The sequence below is a fragment of the Algicella marina genome, from assembly GCF_009931615.1.
Classification (GTDB): domain Bacteria; phylum Pseudomonadota; class Alphaproteobacteria; order Rhodobacterales; family Rhodobacteraceae; genus Algicella; species Algicella marina.
In genome coordinates this window covers 2,431,075-2,447,484 of sequence record NZ_CP046620.1, presented here as the reverse complement: position 1 = coordinate 2,447,484, position 16,410 = coordinate 2,431,075, and the positions used below count along the sequence as shown (strand labels likewise).

13 protein-coding genes are annotated in these 16,410 nt (G+C 64.6%); 9 read left to right on the top strand and 4 right to left on the bottom strand.

Features of this window, described 5'->3' with window-relative positions:
* Positions 1-7: 7 nt before the first annotated feature.
* Positions 8-2,242 (bottom strand): ribonuclease R, encoded by a 2,235-nt coding sequence (rnr, locus tag GO499_RS12140; RefSeq protein ID WP_161862429.1) that lies wholly within the window; start codon positions 2,240-2,242, stop codon positions 8-10.
* A 141-nt stretch (positions 2,243-2,383) separates the two neighbouring features.
* Between rnr and GO499_RS12135 the strand changes: the two genes are divergently transcribed.
* From GO499_RS12135 to GO499_RS12125, 3 genes are all read left to right on the top strand, one after another.
* A complete protein-coding gene (locus tag GO499_RS12135; RefSeq protein WP_161862428.1) occupies positions 2,384-3,292 on the top strand; it encodes a DUF6778 family protein in 909 nt (302 codons plus the stop codon).
* 87 nt (positions 3,293-3,379) lie between these two features.
* Positions 3,380-3,784: a rhodanese-like domain-containing protein gene (locus tag GO499_RS12130; RefSeq protein WP_161862427.1), complete on the top strand. Its 405-nt coding sequence runs from the start codon at positions 3,380-3,382 to the stop codon at positions 3,782-3,784.
* A 114-nt stretch (positions 3,785-3,898) separates the two neighbouring features.
* Positions 3,899-4,459 (top strand): DUF6778 family protein, encoded by a 561-nt coding sequence (locus GO499_RS12125; RefSeq protein WP_161862426.1) that lies wholly within the window; start codon positions 3,899-3,901, stop codon positions 4,457-4,459.
* 397 nt (positions 4,460-4,856) lie between these two features.
* Here the strand turns inward: GO499_RS12125 and topA are convergent, their stop codons facing one another.
* From topA to dprA, 3 genes are all read right to left on the bottom strand, one after another.
* Positions 4,857-7,568: a type I DNA topoisomerase gene (topA, locus tag GO499_RS12120; RefSeq protein ID WP_161862425.1), complete on the bottom strand. Its 2,712-nt coding sequence runs from the start codon at positions 7,566-7,568 to the stop codon at positions 4,857-4,859.
* Positions 7,569-7,646: 78 nt separating this feature from the next.
* Complete coding sequence (locus tag GO499_RS12115) at positions 7,647-9,029, bottom strand: hypothetical protein (protein WP_161862424.1); 1,383 nt, start codon at positions 9,027-9,029, stop codon at positions 7,647-7,649.
* 80 nt (positions 9,030-9,109) lie between these two features.
* Positions 9,110-10,264: a DNA-processing protein DprA gene (dprA, locus tag GO499_RS12110; protein ID WP_161862423.1), complete on the bottom strand. Its 1,155-nt coding sequence runs from the start codon at positions 10,262-10,264 to the stop codon at positions 9,110-9,112.
* 253 nt (positions 10,265-10,517) lie between these two features.
* Here dprA and GO499_RS12105 point away from each other — a divergent pair, with 253 nt between their 5' ends.
* The 6 genes from GO499_RS12105 (at position 10,518) to GO499_RS12080 (ending at position 16,390) form a co-directional block, all read left to right on the top strand.
* The gene (locus GO499_RS12105; protein WP_161862422.1) at positions 10,518-12,254 is read left to right on the top strand and encodes an ABC transporter substrate-binding protein; all 1,737 of its coding nucleotides are present in this window, start codon (positions 10,518-10,520) and stop codon (positions 12,252-12,254) included.
* Between the two features lie 70 nt (positions 12,255-12,324).
* The gene (locus GO499_RS12100; RefSeq protein WP_161862421.1) at positions 12,325-13,383 is read left to right on the top strand and encodes an ABC transporter ATP-binding protein; all 1,059 of its coding nucleotides are present in this window, start codon (positions 12,325-12,327) and stop codon (positions 13,381-13,383) included.
* 1 nt (position 13,384) lies between these two features.
* Positions 13,385-14,458: an ABC transporter ATP-binding protein gene (locus GO499_RS12095; RefSeq protein ID WP_161862420.1), complete on the top strand. Its 1,074-nt coding sequence runs from the start codon at positions 13,385-13,387 to the stop codon at positions 14,456-14,458.
* Positions 14,455-15,318: a carbohydrate ABC transporter permease gene (locus GO499_RS12090; protein ID WP_161862419.1), complete on the top strand. Its 864-nt coding sequence runs from the start codon at positions 14,455-14,457 to the stop codon at positions 15,316-15,318. Before GO499_RS12095 ends, GO499_RS12090 begins: the two co-directional genes overlap by 4 nt.
* A complete protein-coding gene (locus GO499_RS12085; RefSeq protein WP_161862418.1) occupies positions 15,315-16,112 on the top strand; it encodes a carbohydrate ABC transporter permease in 798 nt (265 codons plus the stop codon). The genes GO499_RS12090 and GO499_RS12085 overlap by 4 nt, the downstream gene beginning before the upstream one ends.
* Positions 16,112-16,390 carry a DUF2160 domain-containing protein gene (locus tag GO499_RS12080; protein WP_161862417.1) on the top strand — a complete coding sequence of 93 codons (279 nt, stop codon included), beginning with the start codon at positions 16,112-16,114 and terminating at the stop codon, positions 16,388-16,390. Before GO499_RS12085 ends, GO499_RS12080 begins: the two co-directional genes overlap by 1 nt.
* Positions 16,391-16,410 lie beyond the last annotated feature (20 nt).

Sequence of the window (16,410 nt, the reverse complement as noted above, 5' to 3'; positions counted from 1 at the left end):
GATGGGCTTACTTCCGGCCAGCCTTGCGCGAGATCTTGCGGGATTTGGCGCGGCTGCGGGCAAGCTTGCGCTTTTGCGGCTTGCCGCGGGACCGGGTGCTGCCCGTGGGCAGGGATTTGCCGTCAAGTTCCAGCATCTCGAAGATCAGCCCGCCGGTGAGGCCATCCGCCTCTTTCAGGCGGACGAGGGCAGGCGTTCCCAGGGCGATGGTGAGACCGGAGTCCGAGCCCATCAGCGTCTGGCTGTCGCGGTCGTAGTGCCAGTATTCGTTGCCGAGCGTGCTGAGCGGAACGAGGCCATCGGCGCCGGTCTCGGAGAGTTTGACGAAGAGGCCGAACTTGGCGATGCCGGAGACGCGGCCTGCGAATTCGCTGCCCGTGCGATCGGCGAGATAGGCGGCGAGGTAGCGATCCGTGGTGTCGCGCTCGGCGATCATGGAGCGGCGTTCGGCCTGGCTGATGAGTTCCCCGGTGGCGGCGAGGTTCTCGATATCGTGCTCGGACAACCCATCGTCTCCCCAGCCGTGGGCGGTGATGAGGGCGCGGTGGACCAGCAGGTCGGCGTAGCGGCGGATCGGGCTGGTAAAATGGGCGTAGCGCTGGAGGTGAAGGCCGAAATGGCCGAAATTTTCCGGCGCGTAGTAGGCCTGCGTCATCGAGCGGAGGACGGAGAGGTTGATCAGCTCCGCCTCTTCGAGCCCGGCGGCGGCGTCGAGCAGGGCGTTGAGGTGTTTGGTCTTGAGAACCTGGCCCTTGGCAAAGGAGAGACCGGAGGCCTGGGCAGTTTCGCGCAGGGCGTCGAGTTTCTCGGGGCTCGGCTCCTCGTGCACGCGATACATGACGGGGCGCTGTTTCTGCTCCAGCGTTTCGGCGGCGGCGACGTTGGCCAGCACCATGAACTCCTCGACCAGTTTGTGGGCGTCGAGGCGCTCCTTGAAGTTGACGGAGGTGACGTGGCCGTCATCGGAGAGGACGATCTGACGCTCAGGCAGGTCGAGGTTGAGGGGTTGGCGGCGCTCGCGGGCGGCCGCGAGGGCACGGTAGGCGGCGAAGAGGGGGGTGAGGACGTCTTCGAGGAACGGCTGGGTTCGGGCGTTCGGGGTGCCGTCGACGGCGGCCTGCGCTTCCTCGTAGGCCAGCGCGGCGGGGCAGCGCATGAGGGCGCGGTGAAAGGTGTGGCCGGTTTTGGTGCCATCCTTGGTGATGTGCATCTCGACGGCGATGCAGGGCCTGTCCTCGCCTTCGTGCAGCGAGCAGAGATCGGCGGAGAGGGCTTCGGGCAGCATCGGGACAACGCGATCGGGGAAGTAGGTGGAGTTGCCGCGGATGCGCGCCTCTCGGTTGAGGGCGGAGCCGGGGGTGACGTAGGCGGCGACATCGGCGATCGCGACCCAGAGGGTGAAGCCGGTGGGCGTGGGTATGGCGCAGATGGCATCGTCGTGGTCGCGGGCATCCGCCGGGTCGATGGTAATCAGCGGCAGGTGGCGCAGGTCCGTGCGCTTGCCGAGGGGCACCGGCTGGGCGGCGGCGGCTTCCTCCAGCACTTCGTCGGGGAAGGCATCGGGCAGCCCATGCTCATAGATGGCGATGAGGGAGACGGCCTTGGGCGCGCCGGGATTGCCAAGGCGTTCGGTGATGGCGGCGCGGGGCAGACCGAGGCGGTTTTTCGGGCCTGACTGTTCCGCCTCTACCAGTTCACCATCCCTGGCGCCGTGGGTCTCGCCCGGGGCGACCTGCCATTCGCGATCCGATTTCTTGTCTATGGGAACGATGCGGCCGCCCTCGGCGCCGGCGCGGAAGATGCCGACGAGCTTGCGCGGGCCGGTGCCGATCCGGCGGATGAGGCGGGCGCTGTAGAGGGCGGGGTCCTCGGCGGAGACGGCGGTACGGGCGAGGATACGGTCGCCCTCTCCCAGCGCGGGTTCGCCGGGGCGCAGGGAAAGATGGACGCGCGGCGGCTCTCCCTCGCCTTCCCACTGGGCTGGTTCGGCGAAGAGATCGCCGTTCGCGTCGGGGCCGAGCACACGGAGGACGGAGACGGGTGGCAACTGGTTCGGATCGCGGAGATGCTTGCGCTCCTTGGTGATGAGGCCCTTTTCCGTCAGCTCCTTGAGCATCCGTTTCAACTCGATCCTGTCGGCCCCCTTGATGTTGAAGGCACGGGCGACGTCGCGCTTGGAAGCGTCTCGCGGATTTTCACGAATCCATGTCAGGAGTTCATTGGACGTTGGCAGTTTGCTCATGCTCGGGAGGTATCACGGCAGCGGGGAAGCGTCACGGGGAGAAATCAACGGAAAGGTGCCTACGATATGCTTTCAATTTGCCTTATTTGGAACGCTTGCGCGGATCATTTACAACCTGAGAGACTATTGTAGGTGAGTAACATGAGAATTTCAGAGCGTATCGGAAAATTGGTGGACTGCCGGCACCGTATCGCGTCGCGTGCCTTCGGCCTGACGGCTGCGGGCGGTAGCGTTGTACGCAACGTTGCGGTGGCGAGCCTTGGGTTGCTGGCGCTGTCGGCCTGTGCCGGACCCTCCGAGCAGGCGTTCGATGCACCGATTTCCGCCTCGTCGAAGTCGGTTTCCGACTGGTCGCTGCGGGATGTTCGGGTGACGGTGCCGTCATCGCTGACGGTGTCGACCGACCCGAATGTGCGGTTTCCCAACAACCATATCGTCTGGTGGGAAGACCCGGCGGGAGACCGGCGTGCGCAGGTTGGCAAGATCGTCCACGACGCGGTGGAGCGCGGTGCGCAGAAGATGCGCGGCAGCCGCGCGGTGGTGCTGGATGTGACCGTGGGCCTGTTCCACGCGGTAACGCCGCGGGCACGGGCCGTGGGGACGAGTTCATGGCATGATATCACGCTGGCGGTGGCGGTCCGCGATGCACGGACGGGCGCGGTGCTGGCCTCGGCCAAACTGGAGCCGGACCTCGATGCGCTGCATGGCGACGCCGCCAAGGCCGCGGAGGCGCGGGGCGAGACGCAGAAAGTGCGGATCAGCCGCCAGATCGCGGCGGTGACGCAGGCGTGGCTGGTTTCCAGCGGCGCGGAATTCAAGACGAGGATTGCGCCGGTGACCAAGGCGAAGCCGAAACGGTCGATCGCGCGGGTCAAGGCGGCACCGATGACGGTGCCGAAAGTGACAGAATCGGCCCCGGTGCTGATGGCCAGTGGCGGTGCGACGGCCAGCGTGACGGCGCAGGCGGTAGCCGTGCCGGTGACGGTGACGCTGGAACTGCCGGACGCGCAGGCAGCAGCCTGCGGGGCACGGGGCGCAAAGCCCTGCTGACACCAAGCAGCCGGCACGTGCAGGCTTGATTGCCGCGCGGGCCGGCTGCACTGTGCCCTTTCACGGCTTTTGCGGGGAGGGCAGGGGATGAGCGGGAAACTGAAGACCGGCGTTGCCGAGATGGTGGCGGCGGCGAAGGCGAAGATCGACGAGGTGAGTGCGGAGGCGGCGCTGCCGTTGGCGAATGACCCGGAAACGGTGATCGTCGATCTGCGCGATGTGCGGGAGCGGCAGCGCGATGGCTGGATTCCCGGTTCCTTTCACTGCCCGCGCGGTATGGCAGAGTTCTGGGTTGACCCGGACAGCCCGTATTTCAAGGACATCTTCGGCGAGGACAAGGCGTTCGTCTTCCACTGCGCCTCCGGCTGGCGATCGGCGCTGACGGTGGCCACCCTGCAGGAGATGGGATTGCCGCGCGTTGCCCACATAAGCGATGGTTTCAAGGGCTGGGTGGCGGCCGGAGGGCCGGTGGAGCGGGCGGACAAGGCCTGACGGCGCGCCGTTAACCCTGGGATGAAAACGGGCGGCCGACGCCACAATACAGCCATTCTTGCCCCTCATTAAACGTTAACAAACTGTTAACGATTGCAAACTGTTGAGGGGCAAGTGGTAAAATATTCCGTTCTCGCGCTGTGTGGCGCGCTTCTGGCCGGCTGTGCCGGTACTTCCGAAATTTCCCGTAGTGATAGTGGCCAGGTGGGCTGGAACGTGACGGACGTGGCGGTGACCGTTCCCGCCGCGCTGAGCGTATCCACGGACCCGGATACGCGCTTTCCCGACCGCGACATCGTCTGGTGGGAAGATCCCGACGGCGACCGCAAGGCGCAGGTGGCGGATCTGATCGACGTGGCAGCGACGCGGGCCATCAGCGGCCTCGGAGGCCAGCCGGTGGTGCTGCAGGTGGAGGTCGATCACTTCCATGCGGTAACACCGAAGGCACGGGCCGGCGGCCTGTTTTCCTTCCATGACATCCTGCTGCACGTGACGCCGGTGGATGCCGCCAGCGGTGCGCCGGTGGGCGAGACGGTGGACATGCAGATCACGCGCAATGCCCTGGCCGGCAACCGGGCGAAACGGGCGATGGCGCGGGGCGAAACCCAGCGGGCGCGGATTTCTGCTGAGATCACGGCGCAGATGGCGCGCTACCTTGCGAAACACGGTGGCTGAATGGTTTGGGGCCCCGGCCGCGAAAATTTCGGCTGGGGCCCCTTACAGAAGGTCATGGGGTCAGGAAGACCTTCTGCAATTTCCGGCTGACTCGGGGGGGAGCAGACAGCCGGCCTGGAGAGAAGCCGGAAAACTTGGGGGTGTTCCGTGCTTCGTGGTCGGAGACACGATGTGGCCCGGATTGCAATGACGGTCGCGCGTCTTGCCCTGGATACAACAGGGTAGGAGGGATAAGGGGGCGCTACGGTCTGCAAGGGCATGCGTGTTTCCTTCCTTCCGAGAGCTTTTGGGGGGCTCTCACAAGAATCCACGCAGCGGCGCGAAAGAAAGTTTCGGCAACCTGTGATTTTTTTAGATTTTTGTTAATCAACTGCAGGTAGTTATCAGCGGAAAGCTGCTAACTACCTTTGGTTGAAGCAGTTTTTTTGCTCGCCGGTTTTTTGGCCGTCGATTTTTTCGGTGCAGTTTTTTTCTTGGCGGGTGCTTTTTTCTTCGGCGCCTTGGCGGCAATCAGCTCCAGCGCCTGCTCCATCGTCACGTCTTCGGGTTTGGTTTCCTTCGGAATCGTGGCGTTGACCTTCTCCCACTTTACGTAGGGGCCGTAGCGGCCGGGCATGACGTTCACGGGGCCTCCATCGGGGTGTTCCCCCAATTCCTTCAGCGGGGTGGCGGCGGCGCCGCGGCCACGGCCGGAGGCGGCTTTCTGGGCGATCAGTTCCATCGCGCGGTTCATGCCGATGGTATAGACCTCCGCCGGGTCCTTGATGTTGGCGTAGGTCTTGCTCTCTTTCTTTTCTCCTTCCGCCGGGGGTCTGACCCACACCACGAACGGGCCGAAGCGGCCGATCGCGGCCTCGACGATGCCGCCCTCCGGGTGGTCGCCGACCTTGCGGGGCAGGGAGAGGAGCTGAAGCGCGCGGGGCAGATCGACGGTGGAGAGATCCTCGCCCTTGGGGACGGAGGCGCGTTTGGGTTTCGGCACCTCTTCAGTCACGTCGCCCTGCTGGACATAGGGGCCGAAGCGGCCGGTGCGCAGCGTGATCGTCTCGCCTTCGTCGTTGAGGCCGAGAACCTTGCCGTCCGGACCGGCGATATCACCGCCCTCCAGTTCGCCGGAGAGGGGGCGGGTGTAACGGCATTCGGGATAGTTGGAACAGCCGATGAAGGCGCCGCCGGAGCGGGCCGTCTTGAGGCTGAGGCGGCCTGCGCCGCAGTTCTTGCAGATGCGCGGGTCGCTGCCGTCTTCCTCGGCGGGGAAGATGTGGGGGGCGAGAACCTCGTTGATCTTTTCCAACACCTCGGTGATTCGCAGGTCCGCGGTTTCGTCGAGGGCGGCGCGGAAATCCGTCCAGAAGCGGGTGAGCACGGTTTTCCACTGGGCGTCGCCGGAGGTGATGCGGTCCAGATCATTCTCGAGATCGGCGGTGAAATCGTAGCCGACATATTTGCGGAAGTAGTTCTCTAGGAATGCCGTCACCAGACGGCCCTTGTCCTCCGGGATGAGGCGGTTCTGTTCCTTGCGGACGTAATCCCGCTCCTGGATCACGGAAACGATGGACGCGTAGGTGGAGGGGCGGCCGATGCCGAGTTCTTCCATACGCTTTACCAGTGTCGCCTCGGTGTAGCGGGGCGGTGGCTGGGTGAAGCTCTGCTGGCCGAGTACGGCACCCTCGCCGCCGAGGATGGCGTTGGCTTCCTTCTGGAGCGTGCCGGGAGACTCGACCACGGCGTCGGGAGTGAGTTTGGCGAAGGCTTCGGCAAGGCCGCGCCGTGCCTTGGCCGCCGCTTCTCCCTCGGAGATCTGGGGCAGGCGCTTGCCGTCCTCATCGTCGCCGACATCATCGCGGCCTTCCTCGTAGACACGCAGGAAGCCGTCGAACTGGATCACCTGACCAGTGGCACGCAGGGTGATCTGGCCGTCGTCTGAGGAAACATCGACGGTTGTCCGCTCCAGCTTCGCGGCTTCCATCTGGCTGGCCAGGGTGCGTTTCCAGATCAGGTCGTAGAGTTTCTTCTGGTCGGCCTCCAGCGATCCCAGATCCTCCGCCGAGAGCGCCATGTCGGTCGGGCGGATACATTCGTGGGCTTCCTGGGCGTTCTTGGCCTTGTTCTTGTAGATGCGGGGGCTGCCGGGAATGTACTCTGCACCATAGCGGGATTTGATGGCTTCGCGGGCAGCGGTGACGGCCTCCGGCGCCATGTCGATGCCGTCCGTCCGCATGTAGGTGATATAACCGGCCTCATAGAGGCGCTGGGCGGTGCTCATCGTCTGACGGGCGCCAAAACCGAATTTGCGGCTGGCCTCCTGCTGGAGGGTGGAGGTCATGAACGGCGCGGAGGGGTTGCGGGAGGCGGGTTTCGCCTCGACACTGGCGACCTTCAGATCGCGGGAGGCGACGGCGGTGACCGCAAGTTCGGCAGCTTCGGCGGTGGCGATGTCGAACTTGTCGAGCTTCTTGCCGGCCAGATGCGTCAGCCGGGCCTCGTACTGCTGGCCACGGGGTGTTTCCAGCATCGCACGGACTGACCAGAATTCGCGGGCATTGAATGCCTCGATCTCCATCTCGCGCTCGACGATGAGGCGCAGGGCCACGGACTGAACGCGGCCGGCGGATTTTGCGCCGGGAAGCTTGCGCCATAGCACGGGCGAGAGGTTGAAACCCACGAGGTAATCGAGCGCGCGGCGGGCGAGATAGGCCTCCACCAGTTCCATGTCTACGGCGCGGGGGTTCTTCATCGCCTCGGTCACGGCGGATTTGGTGATGGCGTTGAACACCACCCGCTCTACCTTCGTGTCCTTCTTGATGGCGCGGCGCTTCGTCAGCGCTTCCTGCAAGTGCCAGGAAATCGCCTCGCCCTCGCGATCGGGGTCGGTCGCGAGAATGAGGGTATCATCATCCTTCAGGGCCTCGGCAATGGCGCGGACGTGTTTTTGCGAAGCGCTCGCCACCTCCCATTTCATCTCGAACTCGTGGTCGGTGTCGACGGAGCCATCCTTCGGCGGCAGGTCGCGCACGTGGCCGTAGGAGGCGAGAACGGTGTAATCCTTGCCGAGGTACTTGTTGATCGTCTTTGCCTTTGCAGGACTTTCAACAACGACGACGGCCATGAAATACTCCTTGAAATTCGGGGGTCAGTGCGCCGGGAACTTGGTGTGGCCTTGCGGCGGTGTCAAGGCGGCTTGGTGTCAGGGAGTTGTCCGGATGTAGAATCCGGGGGACAGGCTGGCATCGCCACGAGACTTGCGCTGCGGGTGGGTGGTGATCGCCACGGCGATGCCGCGCGCGTCGAAGAACCGCTGCATGATGTCGGTCTCTCCCGGCTCGTGCCAGCCGGCGGCGATGATGTTGCAGGCGCCGCGATAGGCAGAGATGTCCTCCACCGTCAGGTCGGGCAGGTTGCGCAGCGGGCGGAGCTGCTGGCCGAGAAAGACCTGCTGGGCATAGGTGTCGACTATGTCGGGGGTGAAGACAAATAGCGGCACGCCATCGCATTCCGGTGGCGTGACGGTCTCGGTGACCCAGCGGACATATTCGTGATCCTGACCGGCTTTCCATGCGGACAGACCGGCTGCTGCGACGGCAATGCCCAGTGTTGCTGCGGTGGCATTGGCGGCGGCAAGGGCTGCCGGGGGCAGTGCGATGACGGTGAAGAGGACGAGGCCAGGGATGGTGACCGTCAGGTTCTTGACCGAGATGACCGGTGAATGCAGCGAGATGACGAGGGCCACGGCCACGACCATGGCTGCCGGCGCCAGCAACCACGCCGGGTGGGGCACGGATGGAGCGGCGGGCAGACGGCGGCGCAGGATTGGAAGGAATATCAGCAGCAGGATGACGAGCGGCAGGCCGGAGAGAAAGGTGATCCATGGTTGCAGGCCGTTGGTGATCCAGAGCCCGCCGCCAAGCGAACCGCCGATGTCGGCGATGACGAACGCCCAGAGCAAGGTGGCCAGGACGGGCAGGCAGGCCGTGGCCAGCAGCAGGGTGCGGTGCGGCCCGCGCAGGGCGGCCAGAAGCAGCAGGGCGGCGGCCATGGCAGCGCCGAAGAAATGCAGAACACTGAGGCAGAGCGCGGTTGCGATCAGGGCGACGGTGGAGGCGCGGCCCTTCAGCCGGGCAAGCCAGAGTGCATGGCCGAGGGTGGAGAGGGAAAGAAGCAACCCGTAGGAGCGCAATTCCAGCGCCGTGAGGAAGAAGAAGAGATTGGAACCGAGCAGGATGGCGGCAGCCCAGAAGGCGAGGCGCGGCAGGCTGCGCCACAGGACCATGGCCGCCGCGGCGTAGACGGGCACGGCCAGCAGGTTGACGAGCCGGATGGCCGGACCGGCACCATCGATGAGGGTGGAGACGCCGCGAACCAGCAGGATATAGGTGGGCGGATGGACATCGCCGCGCAGTGTCGGCCAATCCGGCCCGCTGGCATTGATGCCGGCGGCGCCCAGAGTAAAGACCTCGTCGTACCAGTAGGCAAGGTCGTGGCGGAGTAGGATAAAGCCTGCAAACACGACCGCCACGGCAATGGCGGCGCGGGCGAGCCATTCCGGCTGCTGCTGCTCGGCGGTCTGCATCGATGTTGCCTTGCCTTTTTTGGAGCCAAGCTAATGCCTTGAGGGCATTTTTTGCAAGCGTCGCGTGCGCAGGGGGCACTTCAGGCCACGGCCCGGGAGACGAGACCGCCGGGGTGGCGAACGATCTCTCCTGCCAGATCGAGCTCCATCAGGGTGTCGATGATGCGGCCAGCGGGCTGGCCCGTCCGGCGGATGAGCGCATCCTCGGCTATGGGGGTGGGGCCGAGAAGGTTGAGGAGTTCGCGGCGGATGTCGCCGCCGGGGCGGGGTGGGGGCGTGCGGGATGCGATCTCCGGCCGGGGTGCGGCGTTGGGGACGGTGCGGCGGGGCAGGGTCTGGCCGAGGGCGCTGGCGACGTCCTCTCCCGAGCGGATGAGAGTGGCGCCATCGCGGATCAGCATGTTGCAGCCGGCGGCGCGGGCGTCGAAGGGGTGGCCGGGGACGGCCAGGACTTCCCGCCCCTGATCCAGCGCGTTGCGGGCGGTGATGAGCGTGCCGGAACGGGCCGCGCCCTCCACCACCACCACAGCGCGGGAGATGCCGGAGACGATGCGGTTGCGTGGCGGGAAGTGGCGGGCCTGCGGGGTAAGGCCGAGACGGGTTTCGGACAGGAGAAGACCGCGGGCGGCGATGTCGCGGGCGAGGGCGGCATTCTCCGCCGGGTAGATGCAATCCAGCCCGCCGGCGAGTACGGCGATTGTGCCGCCGGCCAGGGCGGCGCTGTGGGCGGCGGTGTCGATGCCGCGGGCAAGGCCGGAAGCGACGACGAGACCGTATTCGCCGACCTCGGCCGCCAGCCGCATCGTCATCCGCAGGCCGAGGGCGGAGGCGTTGCGGGCACCGACGATGGCGATGGTGGGGCGGGCGGCGAGGCCGGGATCGCCGAGGGCCCAGAGGCAGGGCGGCGGATCCTCGATGCGGGCGAGTGCGGGGGGATAGGTAGGGTCACCGAGGCAGAGCAGGCGGGCGCCGAGGCGGTGGCCGGTTTCCAGTTCGCGTCTGGCGTCGGCCTCGGACGCGGGGGTGTAGTTTCTGGCGCCCGCGCTGGCGGCGATGGCGGGCAGGGCGGCAAGGGCGGCCTCGGCGCTGCCATGTTCGGCCATGAGGCGCAGGAAGGTGGCGGGGCCGACCCGGTGGGAACGGGCGAGGCGCAGCCACGCCAGCCGCGCGGCGGCGCCGGCCGGAGGGCGCAGCGCCGGACGGTCGAACAGGGACTCCGCGCCGGGGGTGGTCATGACCGGAGCATGGTGGTGCTTTGGTTAACGAATGCTGAATTGCGGCGCTGCGGGAGACTCACGAAGATTTGGCTTGGCGGGGTTTCGGCGAAGGGGGGCTGTGACTCGACTTAATTGAAAACCATTATTTATCAATATTTTAGGTGGAAAAATGTACCTACTAAATTTTTAGTTTGACAATATCCGGAGTTTGACGTGACACTCGGGCCAGTCGGCGAAGACCGGCTTATATAAACTCCAGGGAGGAGATGAGATGCGCAAGTATCTGCTCTCCGCTGTCGCGGCTTCGGCCGTGCTGGCGGGTTACTCACCTGCGTTTGCCGACGAAGCCGCGGCGCGCAAGTGGATCGACGAGGAATTCCAGCCTTCGTCTCTCAGCAAGGACGAACAACTGGCGGAAATGAACTGGTTCATCCAGGCGGCGGAACCGTTCTCGGGTATGGAAATCAACGTTCTTTCCGAAGGCATTCCGACACATTCATACGAATCCGAAGTGCTGACCAAGGCCTTCGAGGAGATCACCGGGATCAAGGTCAATCACCAGATCCTCGGCGAAGGTGAAGTGGTGCAGGCGGTGCAGACGCAGATGCAGACCGGCCGCAACCTGTATGACGCCTATGTCAACGACAGCGATCTGATCGGCACCCATTCGCGGCTGCAACTGGCTGTCAACCTGACGGACTTCATGGCGGGCCCGGCGGCGGACGTGACGAACCCCGATCTCGACCTCGACGACTTCATGGGCACGCAATTCACAACCGGCCCGGACGGCGACCTGTATCAGTTGCCGGACCAGCAGTTTGCCAACCTGTACTGGTTCCGCAAGGACTGGTTTGACGATCCCGATATCGCAGCCGGTTTCGAGGAGAAATACGGCTATCCGCTGGGTGTGCCGGTAAACTGGTCGGCCTATGAGGACATCGCCGAATACTTCACCAACGATGTGAAGGAAGTCGACGGAGTGACGATCTATGGCCACATGGATTACGGCAAGCGCGCGCCGGATCTGGGATGGCGCATGACCGATGCCTGGCTGTCGATGGCGGGTGCCGGCTCCAAGGGGGAACCGAACGGCGTGCCGATCGACGAATGGGGCATCCGTATGGAAGCAGGCACCTGCAACCCCGTGGGTGCGAGCGTGACGCGCGGCGGCGCGGCCAACGGTCCTGCGGCCGTCTATGCGATCCGCAAATGGGACGAGTGGCTGCGGGCCTATGCGCCTCCGGGTGCGGCAAGCTACGACTTCTACCAGTCGCTGCCCGCGCTGGCACAAGGGAACGTGGCACAGCAGATCTTCTGGTACACGGCATTCACCGCCGACATGGTGAAGCCGCAGGCAGAAGGCAACAACACGGTGGATGCCGACGGCAACCCGCTGTGGCGGATGGCGCCGAGCCCACACGGCCCGTACTGGGAAGAGGGCCAGAAGGTCGGCTATCAGGACGTGGGATCATGGACGATCCTGAAATCCACGCCGGAAGATCGTGCCAAGGCAGCATGGCTCTACGCGCAGTTCGTCGTCTCCAAAACAGTTGACGTGAAGAAATCCCATGTCGGGCTGACCTTCATCCGCGACAGTTCGGTGCGGCACGAAAGCTTCACCGAGCGGGCGCCGAAGTTGGGTGGTCTGGTGGAGTTCTACCGTTCGCCCGACCGGACGGCATGGTCGCCCACCGGCATCAACGTGCCGGATTACCCGAAGCTGGCCCAGATCTGGTGGCAGCAGATCGGTGACGTGAACTCCGGTGCCTTCACGCCGCAGGAAGCGATGGACCGGCTGGCCTCGGAAATGGACATCACCATGGCGCGGATGCAGCGCGCGGATGAGGGTGCCAATGTCTACGGCGGCTGCGGCCCGCGCCTCAACGAGGAAAAGGACGCGGAGTGGTGGTTTGCCAATGGCGGTGCCAAGCCCAAGCTGGACAACGAAAAGCCGCAGGGTGAGACCGTGAACTACGACGATCTCGTCGCACGCTGGTCCTCCCAGTGACGGCGCTGCCGGCCCCGCGTGCGCTCCATCGCACGCCGGGGCCGGCAATTTGAAAAGGCAGAGCCCCGGAATGACCATCGAACTTCGCGGCGCCACCAAACGGGTGGCCCAGATCACCCATATCAAGCCGACTTCGCTGGTGCTGGAGACAGGGCACTTCAACGTACTGCTTGGCGAGACTGGCGCAGGCAAGACATCACTGATCAAGATGATGGCGGGGCTCGATCCGATCGCGGAGGGGCAGATCCTGATGGACGGGCAGGATGTGACGAAGCTTTCCACGCAGAAGCGCAACATCAGCCTCGTGCATCAGTTCTTCGTCAACTATCCGCACATGACCGTTTACGACAACATCGCCTCCCCGTTGCGGGTTGCAGGCATGGCGAAATCCGAAATTCAGGGGCGTGTCGAGGAGGCTGCGGACATCCTGCAACTGCGCCCCATGCTGAAGAGGCGGCCGCAGGAGCTTTCGGGCGGGCAGCAGCAGAGGACGGCACTGGCCAGGGCGATCGCCAAGGAGAGCCGGGCCGTCTTTCTCGACGAGCCGCTGGCGAACCTCGATTACAAGCTGCGCGAGGAATTGCGCGAGCAGTTGCCCGAGCTTTTCGCCGGGCGGGGCGCGGTGGTGGTCTATGCGACCTCCGAGCCGGAGGAGGCGCTGCTGCTGGGCGGCTATACGGCGTTGATGCAGGACGGGCATGTGCGCCAGTTCGGGAGGACGGCGGAGATCTATCGCCGGCCCGAGACGCTTTCGGCGGCGGAGGTGTTTTCCGACCCACCGATAAATTCGGCCGGTGTCGAGGTGCGGGGCGGCGAGGCGCGGCTGGGCACCGGGGTGTCGTGGCGGCTGGAGGGTGCGGCTTCGGGGCTGGCGGATGGCGCCTACACCGTGGCGGTGCGGCCGCACCATGTGGTGCCCACGGGCGGGCAGGGTGTGGCGCTGGAGGGCGAGGTGCTGGTGACGGAACTTTCGGGATCGGAAAGCAGTGCGCATTTCCAGATGGGCGCGGATGCGTGGGTTTCGCTCGCGCATGGCGTGCACCCTTACGAGGTGGGCGAGATGCACCGCTTCTGGATGGACCCGGCGGCGTGTTTCTATTTCGGGCCCGACGGCCGGCTGGTGGCGTAAGATGGCGAAAATCACCCTGTCGAACCTGCGGCACAGCTACTACCCGAACCCTTCGAAGCCGGAAGACTACGCGCTGAAGGAGATCGACCTCGAATGGGACGATGGCGGGGCCTATGCGCTGCTGGGGCCTTCGGGGTGCGGGAAATCGACGTTGCTGAACATCATCTCGGGGCTGCTGGTGCCATCAGAGGGCAAGATCCTGTTCGATGAGCAGGATGTGACGGCGGAGCCGCCGGACCGGCGCAACATCGCGCAGGTGTTCCAGTTTCCGGTGATCTACGACACGATGAGCGTGTACGACAACCTCGCCTTTCCGTTGCGCAACCGGGGTGTGGATGCCGCCCGCGTGGACGCGCGGGTGCGCGAGATCGCCGAGATGCTGGACGTGACGGCGATGCTGGACACCAAGGCGGCGGGGCTGAGCCCGGACAACAAGCAGAAGATCAGCATGGGGCGCGGGCTGGTGCGCGACGACGTGAACGTGGTGATGTTTGACGAGCCGCTGACGGTGATCGACCCGCATCTGAAGTGGAAGTTGCGCAGCAAGCTGAAGGAACTGCATCAGCGGGTGCGGCGCACGATGATCTATGTGACGCATGACCAGACCGAGGCGCTGACCTTCGCCGACCAGGTGGTGGTGATGCAGGACGGCGAGGTGGTGCAGATCGGCACGCCGGTGGAACTTTTCGAGCGGCCGCAGCACACGTTCGTGGGCCATTTCATCGGCTCTCCGGGTATGAACCTGCTGCCCTGCGAGGTGCGGGATGGTGGCGCCTTCTTCGAGGGCAGCGCGGTGCCGCTGGAAGGGGCGGTGCGGCCCGGCGAGGGTGCGGCGCAGATCGGCGTGCGGCCGGAATTCGTCTCGCTCGGGGCCACGGGCCTGCCGGCGCGGGTGGCGCGGGTGGCGGACGTGGGCCGGCATTCGGTGGTGGATGCGGTGACCGGCGGGGTGAGTGTGAAGGCCATCGTCGAGGGGCCGGTGCCCGAGCAGGGGGCGGAGGTGCATCTGGCCTTCAAGCCCGAGCAGACGCGGGTGTATCGCGACGGGTGGCTGGCGACGGAGGCGGGACGATGAAGACTGTCAATCAGAAGGGCTGGTTCTTCGTGCTGCCGGTGCTGGTGCTGGTGGCGTTCAATGCGCTGATCCCGATGATGACGGTGGTCAACTACTCGGTGCAGGAAACCTTCGGCGACAACGTGTTCTTCTGGCAGGGGCTGGACTGGTTTCAGCAACTGCTGAATTCGGACCGGTTTTATGCGGCGCTGGGTCGGCAGTTCATGTTCACCGGCATCATTCTGGCGATCGAGGTGCCGCTGGGCATCATCATCGCGCTGGCGATGCCGCGGCAGGGGTTCTGGGTGCCCGTGTGCCTGGTGCTGATGGCGCTGCCGATGCTGATCCCGTGGAACGTGGTGGGGGCGATGTGGAACATCTTCACGCTGCCAGATATCGGCCTGCTGGGCTACCTGATGAACACGACGCTGGGCATTCCCTATGACATGACGCAGAACCCGTTTGCCGCGTGGGTGACGATCATCGTGATGGATGTCTGGCACTGGACATCGCTGGTGGTGCTGCTGAGCTATGCCGGGCTCGTCTCGATCCCCGATGCCTATTATCAGGCGGCGAAGATCGACGGGGCGAGCAGCTGGGCGGTGTTCCGGTACATCCAGTTGCCGAAGATGAAGACGGTGCTGACGATCGCGATCCTGCTGCGGTTCATGGACAGCTTCAACATCTACACGGAGCCCTTCGTGCTGACAGGCGGCGGGCCGGGGAATTCGACCACGCTGCTGTCCATCGACCTCGTGAAGATGGCGCTGGGGCAGTTCGACCTTGGGCCTGCGGCGGCGATGAGCCTGATCTATTTCGCGATCACGCTGCTGGTGAGCTGGGTGTTCTACACGCTGATGACAAAGGATGACGCCAAATGAGAAAACGCTCCCTCATTCCCATCCTCTACATCGCGTTCCTGTTGCTGCCGATCTACTGGCTGGTGGCGATGAGCTTCAAGACCACCAACGAGATCCTCGCCGGGTTCTCGCTGTTTCCGCAGACGTTCACGCTGGAGAATTACCGGGTGATCTTCACGGATCCCACCTGGTACTGGGGCTATATCAACTCGATCATCTACGTGACGATCAACACCGTGATTTCCATCGTCGTGGCGTTGCCTGCGGCCTATGCTTTCAGCCGCTATCGGTTTCTGGGCGACAAGCAGCTTTTCTTCTGGCTGCTGACGAACCGGATGGCGCCGGCGGCGGTGTTCGCGCTGCCGTTCTTCCAGCTTTATTCGGCGGTGGGCCTGTTCGACACGCATCTGGCGGTGGCGCTGGCGCATTGCCTGTTCAACATTCCCCTCGCCGTCTGGATCCTCGAAGGGTTCATGGGTGGGGTTCCGAAGGAGTTGGACGAGACGGCCTATGTGGATGGCTATTCGTTTCCGCGCTTTTTCGTGACCATTTTCCTGCCCAGCATCAAGGCGGGCGTGGGCGTGGCCGCGTTCTTCTGCTTCATGTTCAGTTGGGTGGAATTGCTGCTGGCCAAGACGCTGACGGCGGTGGAGGCCAAGCCGATTGCCGCGACGATGACCAAAACGGCCTCTAGTGCCGGATATGAATTGGGGCTGCTGGCGGCGGCGGGGACGCTGACGATCATCCCCGGCGCCATCGTGATCTACTTCGTGCGCAACTACATCGCCAAGGGCTTCGCCCTGGGGAGGGTGTGATGCTGGGATGGATGGCCTGGACCTGGCCGACGGCGCTGGTGTTTGTCGGGATTTTCGGAGCGATGGCCGTAATCACGGTGCTGGAGATCCGGCGGCCGGGAGGCGACGAGCGCCGTGGGGTGCTGGGCCTGACGACGACGCGCGGAGACCGATTGTTCATCTCGCTTCTCGGCACCGTCTATATCTTTCTGGCGTGGCTGGGATTTTTCGGAATGCCGCTGTGGGTGCCGCTTGGATTGGCACTGGCCTGGGCTTTCTTCTGCTTCTGGAAGGTGTGAGGTCGCCGATGACTTTCAAT

What these genes read in the sequence shown, in the direction of transcription:
- rnr (WP_161862429.1), bottom strand. Translation starts at nt 2,242, where the DNA reads ATGAGCAAACTGCCAACGTCCAATGAACTCCTGACATGGATTCGTGAA.
- GO499_RS12135 (WP_161862428.1), top strand. Translation starts at nt 2,384, where the DNA reads ATGAGAATTTCAGAGCGTATCGGAAAATTGGTGGACTGCCGGCACCGT.
- GO499_RS12130 (WP_161862427.1), top strand. Translation starts at nt 3,380, where the DNA reads ATGAGCGGGAAACTGAAGACCGGCGTTGCCGAGATGGTGGCGGCGGCG.
- topA (WP_161862425.1), bottom strand. Translation starts at nt 7,568, where the DNA reads ATGGCCGTCGTCGTTGTTGAAAGTCCTGCAAAGGCAAAGACGATCAAC.
- GO499_RS12115 (WP_161862424.1), bottom strand. Translation starts at nt 9,029, where the DNA reads ATGCAGACCGCCGAGCAGCAGCAGCCGGAATGGCTCGCCCGCGCCGCC.
- dprA (WP_161862423.1), bottom strand. Translation starts at nt 10,264, where the DNA reads ATGACCACCCCCGGCGCGGAGTCCCTGTTCGACCGTCCGGCGCTGCGC.
- GO499_RS12105 (WP_161862422.1), top strand. Translation starts at nt 10,518, where the DNA reads ATGCGCAAGTATCTGCTCTCCGCTGTCGCGGCTTCGGCCGTGCTGGCG.
- GO499_RS12100 (WP_161862421.1), top strand. Translation starts at nt 12,325, where the DNA reads ATGACCATCGAACTTCGCGGCGCCACCAAACGGGTGGCCCAGATCACC.
- GO499_RS12095 (WP_161862420.1), top strand. Translation starts at nt 13,385, where the DNA reads ATGGCGAAAATCACCCTGTCGAACCTGCGGCACAGCTACTACCCGAAC.
- GO499_RS12090 (WP_161862419.1), top strand. Translation starts at nt 14,455, where the DNA reads ATGAAGACTGTCAATCAGAAGGGCTGGTTCTTCGTGCTGCCGGTGCTG.
- GO499_RS12085 (WP_161862418.1), top strand. Translation starts at nt 15,315, where the DNA reads ATGAGAAAACGCTCCCTCATTCCCATCCTCTACATCGCGTTCCTGTTG.
- GO499_RS12080 (WP_161862417.1), top strand. Translation starts at nt 16,112, where the DNA reads ATGCTGGGATGGATGGCCTGGACCTGGCCGACGGCGCTGGTGTTTGTC.